General features: G+C 32.3%; 11 protein-coding genes. 7 read left to right on the forward strand and 4 right to left on the reverse strand.

Annotated elements, in window-relative coordinates:
* Nucleotides 1-4: 4 nt before the first annotated feature.
* The 3 genes from MPR_RS11590 (at nucleotide 5) to MPR_RS11600 (ending at nucleotide 4,557) form a co-directional block, all read left to right on the forward strand.
* The gene (locus tag MPR_RS11590) at nucleotides 5-589 is read left to right on the forward strand and encodes an O-methyltransferase (RefSeq protein ID WP_041892778.1); all 585 of its coding nucleotides are present in this window, start codon (nucleotides 5-7) and stop codon (nucleotides 587-589) included.
* Between the two features lie 200 nt (nucleotides 590-789).
* Nucleotides 790-1,575, forward strand: a complete 786-nt coding sequence (locus MPR_RS18190) for a GLPGLI family protein (protein WP_052472730.1) — start codon at nucleotides 790-792, stop codon at nucleotides 1,573-1,575.
* A gap of 345 nt (nucleotides 1,576-1,920) precedes the next feature.
* Complete coding sequence (locus MPR_RS11600; protein ID WP_041892779.1) at nucleotides 1,921-4,557, forward strand: TonB-dependent receptor; 2,637 nt, start codon at nucleotides 1,921-1,923, stop codon at nucleotides 4,555-4,557.
* A gap of 80 nt (nucleotides 4,558-4,637) precedes the next feature.
* Here the strand turns inward: MPR_RS11600 and MPR_RS11605 are convergent, their stop codons facing one another.
* On the reverse strand, nucleotides 4,638-5,483 hold the full coding sequence (locus MPR_RS11605) for a prephenate dehydratase (protein ID WP_041892781.1): 846 nt from the start codon (nucleotides 5,481-5,483) through the stop codon (nucleotides 4,638-4,640).
* A gap of 185 nt (nucleotides 5,484-5,668) precedes the next feature.
* Between MPR_RS11605 and MPR_RS11610 the strand changes: the two genes are divergently transcribed.
* From MPR_RS11610 to MPR_RS11625, 4 genes are all read left to right on the forward strand, one after another.
* A complete protein-coding gene (locus tag MPR_RS11610) occupies nucleotides 5,669-6,115 on the forward strand; it encodes a GNAT family N-acetyltransferase (protein ID WP_041892784.1) in 447 nt (148 codons plus the stop codon).
* A gap of 79 nt (nucleotides 6,116-6,194) precedes the next feature.
* A complete protein-coding gene (locus tag MPR_RS11615) occupies nucleotides 6,195-6,791 on the forward strand; it encodes a glutathione peroxidase (RefSeq protein ID WP_041892786.1) in 597 nt (198 codons plus the stop codon).
* A 218-nt stretch (nucleotides 6,792-7,009) separates the two neighbouring features.
* Nucleotides 7,010-8,665, forward strand: coding sequence for a 2-succinyl-5-enolpyruvyl-6-hydroxy-3-cyclohexene-1-carboxylic-acid synthase (gene menD / locus MPR_RS11620; RefSeq protein WP_041892789.1), 1,656 nt, complete (start codon nucleotides 7,010-7,012; stop codon nucleotides 8,663-8,665).
* Nucleotides 8,666-8,732: 67 nt separating this feature from the next.
* The gene (locus MPR_RS11625; RefSeq protein ID WP_006258306.1) at nucleotides 8,733-9,077 is read left to right on the forward strand and encodes a DUF2853 family protein; all 345 of its coding nucleotides are present in this window, start codon (nucleotides 8,733-8,735) and stop codon (nucleotides 9,075-9,077) included.
* A gap of 298 nt (nucleotides 9,078-9,375) precedes the next feature.
* Here the strand turns inward: MPR_RS11625 and MPR_RS11630 are convergent, their stop codons facing one another.
* The 3 genes from MPR_RS11630 to MPR_RS11640 all read right to left on the reverse strand — a co-directional run bounded on the left by MPR_RS11630 (nucleotide 9,376) and on the right by MPR_RS11640 (nucleotide 12,365).
* Nucleotides 9,376-10,722: an amidohydrolase gene (locus MPR_RS11630; protein WP_041892791.1), complete on the reverse strand. Its 1,347-nt coding sequence runs from the start codon at nucleotides 10,720-10,722 to the stop codon at nucleotides 9,376-9,378.
* A 44-nt stretch (nucleotides 10,723-10,766) separates the two neighbouring features.
* A complete protein-coding gene (locus MPR_RS11635; protein ID WP_041895461.1) occupies nucleotides 10,767-11,477 on the reverse strand; it encodes an ankyrin repeat domain-containing protein in 711 nt (236 codons plus the stop codon).
* Nucleotides 11,478-11,564: 87 nt separating this feature from the next.
* A complete protein-coding gene (locus tag MPR_RS11640) occupies nucleotides 11,565-12,365 on the reverse strand; it encodes a helix-turn-helix domain-containing protein (protein ID WP_225600508.1) in 801 nt (266 codons plus the stop codon).
* Nucleotides 12,366-12,864: the final 499 nt, after the last annotated feature.

Here is a 12,864-nt window from a genome sequence, read left to right on the forward strand (position 1 = left end):
CAGTATGAATATTGAATTAAAAAAAGCATTCTTAGCTCTCTATGACACTTTTAAAAAGGAAGATGCTCAAAAAACAGATCGATTAGATAAATGGCGTAATATAGAACCTGAGTCTGCAGAGTTCCTTTCGCTATTAGTCAAAACAAAACAAGCAAAGAGAATACTTGAATTAGGTACTTCTAATGGGTTTTCAACAATATGGTTAGCTGAAGCTGTATCTCATCATCAAGGAGAAATCATCTCTATCGACATCGAAAGAGAACGAACAAATAAAGCATTTGAGAATCTAAAACAATTCAATTTGCAATCTTATGTAGAATTACTAACCTATGACGCAGGACAATATCTAGCGGATACTAATCTTGATTTTGATCTTATCTTACTAGATGCAGAGAGAAGTTATTATACAGGATATTGGAAAGATCTAGAACGTCTATTAGATCAGACTGAGTCTAGCTTATTGGTAGTCGATAATGTAATCTCTCATGAGGCAGAAGTAGAAGAGTTTATCAATGGAATAGATGAGAATAAGTTTAAGAAAGTCATCCTCCCTATCGGAGCAGGATTGTTATTAGTTTCTAAGCAGTAAACTTTGGCAACATAATAAAGGTAAAAAGGAAGAATTAGTATACTGTATTAATTCTTCCTTTTTTTTATTTTTTTAAATAGTTACTCAGATTAACATAACTGATAAAACATGAAATCAAATTACTACAACAATTTACTTAACAAATCAAATTATTGATTTGTTTTAACAAAACCTTAATATTATCTTTAAAATAAAAAACAATGAGTAAAATTATCTTAATTATAGCAACTATATTATATACAACTAGTATTATAGCACAAGAACAAAACTTATACCTTATAGAGTATAAAGAAATTAATAATAATTTTTTAAAGACTATATCTAATGATGGTGAACTACATGTTGACTTAAATAATAAAACAACTTTATATAACCAAAATAATTTTGTTTTCAATAATAAAAGTTATAGAGAGACTGGTATAAGTCAAGGTTCAGGTGGTGCAAATAAACGTCTGAAAAGCGCTTTGTTTTTAGATTTCAAAAAAGACTCTCTTTACACTTCTTCTAGCACACATAAAGAGTTGCTTATAACAGAAGCTATACCTGTAATTAAATGGGAATTATTAGATGAAACTAAAGAAATCGAAGGAGGAATAATACTAAACAAAGCTACATCGACCTTTAGAGGACGAGATTATATCGCTTGGTATTCTCTAGATTATCCTATGCCCTATGGTCCTTGGAAATTTTCTGGATTACCTGGATTAATTTTCGAAATCGAAGGTAAATCTCATAACAGTACTTATACATGGATACTTGTTACTATCAAAAAAGAAAATGATACAGAAAAAACTATTTTCGATTTAAATAAAAATACAATATCTCTACAAAAACATGCTGAAAAAGAACAAATTGAATCTACAGAAAAAGCAAATTTGATGAGTAAACGTTTACAGACAGAAACAGGACTTAAAATGGAAAGCGAGTCAACAACTTACTATAGAATTGGTCCTGAACTAATTTATGAATGGGAGATACAACCTTAAACTATACATTTATGAAAAAAAACATTTTTTTTACAGTATTATTTATTCTGTTTATTAGTAAGATAGAAGCTAGTAATTTTAAAACAGATTTTCTTTATTCAAGATCATTTAATTCCATAACAACCTTACCAATAAACGTTATAGAAAATGATTAAGTAGAAGGAGAAAATTGGTGCCGTCTATGCTATGCACAGTCAAATAATACAGGTACATCCGTTACTGTACATTGTTATAGAGCTCACAAACATGGGAGATCTTGTGAAGAACTGCAAAAGATACTTAACGATTACTTAACTAAAAAAGAACATTATCTTGATTAACTAAGATAAACTATATGAATACTCTATGAAAAATGTACAAACCTATTTATATTATATATTTCTATTTATCTATGGGTATTCATATAGTCAAACTATTTCTTCTAAAATAGTAGACGAAAACAACTCTCCTATAAGTAATGTCACAGCACTAATTACTAATCAAGAAAACAAAAATATTGCTTTTGCAATTACAGATAACCAAGGACTATTTTTAATCTCCCTTAAAGAAAAATGTACAAATTGTAAACTTACATTACGTTCTTTTGGACTCGAGAAAAAGTCATTTAAACTTCTTGATTCCCAAGAAAACATGGGAATACAAAAACTCCTTCAGCTTAAATATGAAGCAGAAGAACTTCAAGAACTATCTATAACAATAAAACAACCAATAACAATTAAAAAAGATACTATAGTCTATAATATAAAGGACTTTACTAAAGGTAACGAACGTGTACTAGAAGACTTATTAAAAAACTTACCTGGAATAGATGTAGCAAAAGATGGAACTGTAAAAGTAAGTGGTCAAGAAGTTGAAAAGATTATGGTAGATGGAACAGACTTCTTTGAAAAAGGATACAAAGTACTCACTAAAAACATTCCTATCAAACCACTATCTGAAGTAGAAATACTAAAAAATCATTCTAATAATAAACATCTTAAAGGTATTGAAGACAGTAATAAAATTGCTTTAAACATAACTTTGCAAGAAGAGTTTAAAAATATTTGGTTTGGAAATACAGAAGCCGGTTCAGGGTATGATGACAAAGTAAAACATCTCAGTAGAACTAACATTTTAAACTTTAACAAAAAAATAAAAACATATTACTTACTTTCTAGCAACAATATGAACTATAATATTTCTGGTGATTTAAATGCTATTGTATCTAGTAATCTTACCAATTTATTTGAATCGCCATATAGCCCTTCTTTACTAAGCTTCTCACATACCTCCCTTAGCATTGATAATAAACGATATCAATCAAGTAATAACAATCTCCTTAGTATTAATAACATATATACTCCTAATGAGAATTGGAATATTAAGTTAGCTGGTATACTCAGTACTAACTCATTTAAAACCCAAAGAGAATCAGTACAACACCTTTTTGATAGTTCTGATGTATATACTTTTAATGATAAATCAAGATCTAAGAACAAACAAGATCTAAACTTTTTGAGATTAGATATCAATCATGATTTTAATATTAATAATTCTATTCTTTATACCGTTAAAGGAAGTAATACCAATTTAACATCAAAAGGTTTTTACCAATATAATGATAAAAACAGTTCTTCTGAAGTAAGGGGAAAAACACCTAGAATAGAGCAAGATGTAGAGTACACTAATAAATTATCTAAAAACAAAGTACTAATCATAAATGGTAAAAATATTTATGACGAAACAACTCAATCTAGTTTATTAACTCCAAATTTATACTTAAATACTCCTAGTTCTCTGTTTAATCAAAATGTGTTTACTAAAGTTAATTTTACAGCACTAAAGATCAATTATATGAATAAATTTGAGAATGGCGATTTAGTAGAATTTTCTATTGGTAACACATATACTAGTACAGCTCTAAGAACTTACGTTGAAGGATATAGCCCTATTCAAAGTACACAAAAAGACAATAACAATCTTTCATTAAAAACTAATAAACTATACTTAAACAGTAAATATTCTAAAGAATTCGGAAACCTAAAAATAATTCCATTTATTGATTTTATCATTTTAAACAATAAACTAAAAAACACGACCACTACTTTAGATAATAAAGAAGCAATAATTGCTCCTAAAATTGAATTACAATGGATCCCAAATGATCAACATCGAATTAATGTTAACTATAGACAAAATTACACTAATGTCAAAATGGATCAATTATTAGAGAACTATGTTCAGTCTTCATTCAGAAATTTTGTAAAAGGAACAAGTAATTTAGAACCACTCACTAATAGTGCTTTAGGTATATATTATACACTTGGTAATTACTCGGATCGTGTATTTGCTAATGTTTTTTTTAATTATACACATTATAATGACTTTTACTCTAAGGACATTTCTTTATATGAAAACTATACCCTATCCAAAAGTATGATTATACAAAACAGTGATTCTTATCAACTAAACACAAACCTAAACTACTATCTAAAAAAACTAAAGAATAACATTAAAATTACTTTAGGAATTAGTCAATCAGAATTTTACAATTCTATCAATAGTACAGCATTGAGAAAAGTACAAGGTATCTCTATTAATTATGGAATAGAAGTAAGCTCTATATTTGATAACTTCTTTAATTATAAATTATCTACACTTTGGTATAACTCTACAGTTAAAACAGATAGAAAAGATAATTTTATAGATAATGAAACTAGTCTAAACCTTCATTTCACACTAAATGAAAGTTTAGTATTAGATATTAATGCTGATTCTTATTCTTTTGGTGATCTTGTCAACAATAGAAAGTTAAATGTTTTTTTTGACTCTAAATTAAATTACAGACCAATAGGTTCTAATTGGAACTTCTCTTATGAACTTAATAATATATTCAATCAAAAATATTATACAGCAACATCTATTACTGACTTTAATCACACTGTTACAAAAACAAATTTAGTTCCTAGACAATTCTTATTCTCAGTCAATTATTCCTTTTAGGAGTTCAAAATACTTCCTGAATCAAAAAAAGCGTGAATGATCTCATTCACGCTTTTTTACTTATACTACTAAAGTTGTAGCTATTGGTGGTCTGGTATGACTAATTTATCTTGTTTATACTCTCCTAATACCTTTAAGTATCGAGTAGCCTTAGTTACTTCTTCCATTGCCTTATAATACTTGTCATAATCTTCATTGACTAAGACAACACCTGCGTGGAATGAGTATTGAAACACACTTCCTGACAAAGGCACAGACTGTATCTTACTCAAGTTTAAATCGTGAGAAGCTAATATCTCTAATACTCTATTTAGACTTCCTTTTTGGTGATCTGTATAAAAATATAACGAAGCTTTATTAAACCCTTCTACTTTCTTAGGCTCTCTACTTAACAAGAAAAATCGTGTATAATTATCATACACGTCATGGATATTCTCTGCTAAGATCTCTAGATTATACATCTCTGCGGCTAATGTAGACCCGATAGACGCAACGCCTTTATACTGTTTCTCTTGAATATTTCTAGCGCATGTAGCCGTATCATCCATCGCTAGACGCTTCCAATCTGTATATTGATCTAAGAAGTTCTCGCATTGTAATAAGGCCATAGGGTGTGTACGCACCTCTGTGATATCCGCTAATGTCTGTCCTTTTAAGGCTAGTAAATTATGTCTAATAGGAAGAGCAATCTCTCCCCAAATATACAAGTCATTCTTAGTTAACAACGAGTAATTAGGTAATATAGATCCTGCAATAGAGTTCTCTATCGCCATCATGCCATAATCTACTTCTTTATTGACTAACTGTTTTACTAACGAATTAAAAGTAGGACTATCCACTATCTCTACTTCTTCTGAACCAAAGAACTTCTCTACCGCTTCATGGTGGAAAGATCCTTTGATTCCTTGAATGACTACTGATTTCATAAAATATATCTTTGGGCTTTAATAATTGCAATATTGGCAAACTATCAAAGTTAGTAGTTTATACTTATAATAAGCAGTTTTTACACTCCATATTTTAAGTTTTTATTACTTTTAGCCTATTAATCCCTATTGGATTTAAATTAATCACACCAATTACACTTTTATAACAGCTAATTACTAAATTAATGAGTATAACAATCAGACCTTATCAGAAAGAAGACAAGCAAATCTTACTCGATATCCTTCAGCTCAATGTCCCTACTTATTTTGCGCAAGAAGAAGTAGATGACCTAGCGTTATACCTAGATCAGTATCTAGACCTCTATTATGTAGCCTTAGACAATGACAAGATTATAGGCGCTGCAGGTATTAATAGAAACTTCGAAAAAGAGCTTGCTTCATTAAGTTGGGGCTTTTTACATCCTGATTATCATCGAAAAGGTACAGGTTCTCTACTCTTAAAACACAGATTAGACATCCTAAAGCCTGATCATAGAATCAAAACAATACAAGTGCGTACCTCTCAGGTGGTATACCGTTTTTTTGAAAAACACAATTTTGAAGTGATAGAAACACAAGAAGATTATTGGGCAAAAGGTTTAGACCTTTATGTGATGCGTTTAAAATACTAAAGAAAACAAATTAAGCGTTAAAACAAGTAGGGAATTAAAAACAGTTTTGTAATTTCACCTCAATAAAACTCACATCATTATGAAAAAGTTATTCGTTATGGCGGCTATCTTAGCCATTACACCCATTTTTGCAAACACACACCATACTAATATTAATACCAATAAAAGCATTATGACACAAACCCCAAAAGACAAAAAAACAATTTACCAATTTAAGGTTACTGACCTTTATGGAGAAGAGTTTGACTTTGCTTCCTTAAAAGGAAAGAAAATCATGATTGTAAATACTGCTTCTGAATGCGGTCTTACCCCTCAGTATAAACAACTTCAGAGTATGTATAACGAATTCGGAGGAGACAACTTCGTCATCGTTGGTTTCCCAGCGAATAACTTTGGATCTCAAGAACCAGGTAGCAATGAAGAAATCGCTACTTTCTGTGAGCAGAATTATGGTGTATCATTCCCAATGATGAATAAGATATCTGTAAAAGGAGATGATATTGCACCGATATATGAGTTCTTAACTAAAAAGTCTAAGAATGGATTAGAAGACAGTGAAGTACAGTGGAATTTCCAAAAGTACTTAATAGATGAAACAGGTCATTTAGTAAAAGTAATCAACCCTAGAACACTACCAGATGACCCAGAAATCAAAGCTTGGGTTAAGGCAAAATAAGTCACTTTACATATTTAACCTTAAATCCTCAGCTACCCATTTACTGCGAATTAATTCTACTTTACATAGCTTCAATTAGCTCTAAAACCACACTATAGTGTGCTTTAATCGTTAATCTTGCTATGCTTTGTACAATTTATTCTCGTTTAAATGTTTTCTGCGGATTTGAGGTTTAATACAATGGGTTTGTTCGTATCTTTGGGTTTTACTTTTAAATTATGAACTATCCACAAATAGAACTAGCGCAAAGTATTATTGAAATTTGTAAAGCAAAGAATATTCAACATATAATCATATCACCAGGATCACGCAATGCCCCATTAACAATAGGCTTTGCTAGTGATCCTTTTTTTACGTGTTACAGTCTCGCAGATGAGCGCTGTGCAGCCTTCTTCGGTATGGGAATTGCTCAACAGACAGCGTTTCCTATTGCCTTAGTCTGTACTTCAGGATCAGCTCTTCTTAACTATTATCCAGCTGTAGCCGAAGCCTTCTATAGTCAGATACCGATGGTTATTATCTCTGCAGATAGACCTACTTCTAAGATTGATATAGGAGATGGTCAGACCATCAGACAGCGCAATGTATATGAGAACCATATCGTGTACAATGCTAATCTAACAGAAGAAGCAAACAAAGAAAATGACATTCTAATCAACAATGCCATTAATACAGCGATAGCCCAAAAAGGCCCTGTACACATCAATGCTCCTTTTGAAGAGCCTTTATATAATACTGTAGAGGAACTTACAGTTGCCCCTACTATCATTAACCTAGAGACGCTACCTCTTCAATTCAAAGAGTTTGATCAATATATAGATAGTTATAGAGAAGCAACTAAGAAGTTGATTCTAGTAGGTGTCAATACTCCTGATGCACTAAGTCAAGAGATAATAGACTGGCTAGCGAATGACCCTTCTGTTATTATCATGACAGAGACTACCTCTAACTTGCACCACCCTCACTGCGTAGAACATATAGATCGCATCATTACGACATTCTCTGAAGAAGATTTCTTAGCTTTTCAGCCTGATCTTTTAATTACTTTTGGAGGAATGGTGATCAGTAAGAGAATCAAAGCATTCTTGCGTAAGTATAAACCTACTCAGCATTGGCATATTGATACCCTAAGACATTACGATACTTATAATGCACTTAACAAAGCAATATTAGATACACCTGAGAATTTCTTCCAAACCATTAAAGAAAACGTAGAACACTATACTACATCTAACTATTACACTTGGATGCAGAGCATTGTCATAGCTAGATTAGCTAAGCATGAGGCATATTTAAAGACGATCCCGTTTAGTGATCTAAGTGTGTTCGAAACCTTATTTGCTCAATTGCCAAAAGGAACCCAATTACAAATCAGCAATAGTTCTGCAATACGCTATGCTCAATTAATCAAAATAGACGCTTCTAATCCCGTTTTCTGCAACAGAGGTACCAGCGGAATAGATGGAAGTACTTCTACAGCTATTGGAGCTGCTGTAGCCACTCAGAAGCCTACCTTATTAATCACAGGAGATATCGGTTTTCTTTATGATAGTAATGGACTTTGGAATAACTATATTCCTAAAGACTTTAAAATACTATTGTTAAACAATGGAGGTGGAGGTATCTTCAGAATCTTACCAGGACATAAAGAAACACCTGTATTTAATACTTACTTTGAGACAAGTCATCATCACACAGCTGAGCACTTGGCGAAGATGTATAATTTTAAATATCGAACAGCGACTAATAAAGAGGAATTAGAGCAGCAATGTCAATTGTTTTTTGAAGATAATAACGGTCCTGCTATTCTAGAAGTATTCACTCCTACTGAGGTTAACAACACTGTATTGAGCAACTATTTTCGCAATATGTAATTTTAACAGCGATTAATGCTTGCGTATTGAAATTTTATGTATCTTGTACTCAATAAAAAAGAAAATTATGAGTAAAAGAGATGAATTAATTCAAAAGTACGCTGCTGATTTAAAAGATAAGTGTGGTGTAACAGCTAATATGGATTTATTAACTGCTGTAACTATCGGATGTGGACCATCTATTTATAACCAAGATTCTTCTACCGTTGCTGGTTCTTCAGAATCTGAGTTAGCTACAGTTAAAAACAACTTTTTAATTAAAAAGTTAGGTCTTAAAGATGGACCAGAGTTAGATAAAGGTATCCAAGCTGTTATGGACAAATACGGTCAATCAAATAGAAATAAATACAGAGCTGTAGTTTATTACTTATTGACTGTTCACTTCAAAAAAGAAAGTGTTTACAAGAAATAATATAACGTAAATATATTAATGTACTTTAAAAGGGATAGTCTAATGACTATTCCTTTTTTTATTTCTAGCACAAAAAAAATAGAGACTCATCTAATGACAAGTCTCTAATGGGGGTAATTCCAAAAACATTTACGCTTATACAAGTATATCAACCTTTAGGAGTAAACTTTAGAAAATACTATTTCCTTCTGTTATTTTTGGGCTTTCCATATCAGGTCTCTATAATTGCAATGTCTTTGGCGTTTTAAAAAAAAAATATAAAATTGGGTATGAAAAAACATTCTTGTTGTTTAGACTACTAAACAGTTTTTTTTGAGTACACTTTCTTTCCTTTATAGAAAGTAGCTTCTCTCTCTGGAGTACGGGCCACTGCCTCTGCAGAACAACTAGCCTTCACAAAAACAAGGTCTGCTGAATCTCCTACTTTTGGCCATTGGCGATCTCCTGCTTCATTCAGTGGTAGCACCTGATCCTTAGTCGCTATTTGTAATGCACGGCTCAGTCTTAACTCATCTGTCCACCCATAAAGTTCGGCACAGTGCTTTGCTTTTTCTAGCATATCACAGTTCCCAAATGGTTGCCAGTGATCTATAATACTATCTGTACCTGTCATCACACTTACCTTATGCTTATAGAATGTAGGTATAGGCATCATAGAGCGCCCTAATGGTACAGTAGAGATCACTCCTACTCCGTTAGTACTCATCTGTGTACATAACTCTTCTAATTCCTTAGTATCTGACTGCCCTAGAGCGAAGCCATGACTGATATAAGTGCGTCCTTGTAACGCTTTATTAGCTTCCACTTGTTTTAAAATATATCGGATAGCAGGAATACCTGTTTTAGCTCCCTCATGAAGATGGATATCTATTCCTTTGTCATAATCTAAAGCGATCTGAATCATGATATTTAAAGACTTCTCCATATTCCCATCTACCGTAGTTGGGTCAAGCCCTCCAATATAATCCACCCCTATCTGAGCCGATTCTCTTAACAGAGCCTCACTATCAGAATATAAAATACCATGCTGAGGAAAAGCAACTATTTCACTCCCCATCACCTCTTTTTTATTCTCTAGTGCTATTTTTAGATTCTCTAAGCTCTTCAGTCCGCTAGTCGGGTCTATATTAGTCTGACACCTTGCAAAATAAGTTCCTTGACTATTCATTAAGTCTATCGCCATCTCCGCTTTTTCTACTGACTTAACTAATAGATTAGGTAATATTCTTCTTTCCAGATCGATCATATCTTTAACAGATCGACCAGGTTTAGGATCACCATACCAACGTTCTCCATAGAACGTTTTATCAATATGAATATGCATATCTCTAAATCCAGGTAACATCAATAATCCATCCATATCAACACTGATAATACCTGATGTATCAGACATTCCTACTTTATCAATAGAAACAATAACTCCATTGGCAATGCGTATATCGAATAATGCTGTCTTAGTACGCCATACCTCTCCTCGATCATTATACTCAAAGCCAGTTTCTAATAATACATTGCGCAGAATGAACACATTTGCCTTAACAGAACTTCTTTCAGTACTTGCTTTCGCTGACGAGCCTACTGATGGAATAAATAATCCACCAGCCGCCGCCGCTGTTAATCCTAGAAATTGCTTTCTATTTATCATATTGTTGTTTCCTATTATTGTTATACACCTATCGAATATACAGTTTATTTAGCACCAGCAGCTTTTAACAACTTCACCATTCCTGTATAATTTCTCTTTTGAGCATGTTGTAATGGAGTTATTCCATCAGCATCGGGAATATTCACATTCACACCTCCCTTAATTAATTCTTCCACGATACTAGTATGTACAGCTCCGCCATTGCTAAGAACGATCGCTTCCATAAGCGCTGTCCAGCCTAGTCTATTAACATGATCGATAGGATAATTGGGATAGTTAACCAGTAATTTCACTACTTCTAAATGGCCTTTTTCTGCAGCAGGTATAAGCGCACTACCATTATAACGGTTAAACACACTAAAGTCTGCACCGTATTTTAACGCCTCTTGTACTATTTCTAACTTACCTTCTGCACCTGCATATAAAAAAGGGCTATTAAGTACCTTGTCTTGGGCATTGACATTTGCCCCTGCTTGCATTAAGACCTTTGCTATCGCATTTCGATTTTGGTATACAGCATACATCAGAGGAGTCTCTCCTTTCTCGTTGCGCTGTTCTATATCTACCTTACTCTCCAGAAGCTGCTTAACAGCATTGAGATTATTATTCTGAATTGCGGTAAATAATGATACTTCCTTCATATCTACTACTTCATTTGAATGAGTTGAACTTTCATCTGACGAGTTACAAGCCATAGCCGCACCTCCGATAAAGCCAATAAAAAGTAATATAGCTATTCTTCTTATCATTTTCATATCTCTTGGTTTTAATAGGTTGAGTTCGTTACTTATAACTACTAACACAAAGATAGAAGTACTGATATAAAGGAAGTTGTAATATTTTTATAGATTATTGGAATTTTTATAACTCGCTCTAAATTCACCAGGAGTAACTCCTAATTGCTTTTTAAAGAAATTATTAAAATAACTTGTATCATTAAAGGACAACGAAAAGGCGATTTCCTTAATCGAAATATTCGTTGTAGTCAATAATCTCTTTGCTTCTAACAATAACCTATTCTGAATTAAAGAACCAGCATTAGTTCCCAATACCTTTTTACATAAGATATTCAAGTAATTCGGAGTGATCTTTAATTGCTCAGCATAGAATGCTACACTACTTTGTTCTTTAAAATGTACTTCCAAAAGCTCCTCAAACTGTAAGATATTCTTATCTATACTATGAGGATTTACTCCTTCGTGGTAATCTAAATAGTCCTTGTGTATGTATTTTAGCAATAAATGAAACGACAATAGGGCTATCTCTCTATCGATAACCTTATCCTTAGCTAATCGCTCTTCTAGCTCCTCTAAATCTGCCTTATACTTCTCAAAACTCTCCTTCGTTAGCAACATCTGATTTGGTGCTCCTAATTGAAAATAAGCTAAAGGACTATAAGTCGTATTCAGAGACTGTAAGATAGTAGGTGAGAACATCAATTGAAATCCAATAGTATGATTCTCCAATAACCAATAGTGCACTTGTTGGGGTCTCAAGAAAAACACTTGGTAATCTACTACGTCTACTCTTTCAAAATCAATATCGTGATATCCTCCTCCTTTTTCAACGAAGAAGATAAAATAGAAATCATGCTTGTGTGGGGACAACAAATCATTTCTACCTTTCTCAATATGTTTGAACAAAGTTATATCCCAGGTATCTTCCCCTAAAATGGTGGAAGTGGATAATGTCTTAATTTTTGTATTTGTATTCACGTATTTTGTATGGTATATTAATTCAAATGACATTTATAGGCGCTAAAAATAACTCAAATCAAATTCATGTTAAACTATTTTTAGTTAAAACATCACAAAGTTCACACATTGAGAATTATTTGCACAATAAAACAACTGTAATTATTATCATTCCTTTATAAGAATATCATTTCAGCAATCTATCAACCTATAAAAAGCCAATATAAGCCTCCTTCTTCCTTTTATTCTAATCCTATAAATTAACATTTCAAATCTCCTGTATAAAAAGAAAAGCCCATCCTTTATAAGGATAGGCTTTAACTGTGATATTAATTTAGTAGATGAATTAATTATTCTAACTTAAGAATGGTAATTTCATATTTTTGGTTCCCTGCTCCTATCTCCCTCTCATAACCAATCAAATACAGCTAAAAACAGCTCTTTTTTA

The organism is Myroides profundi (assembly GCF_000833025.1).
GTDB classification, from domain to species: Bacteria; Bacteroidota; Bacteroidia; order Flavobacteriales; family Flavobacteriaceae; genus Flavobacterium; species Flavobacterium profundi_A.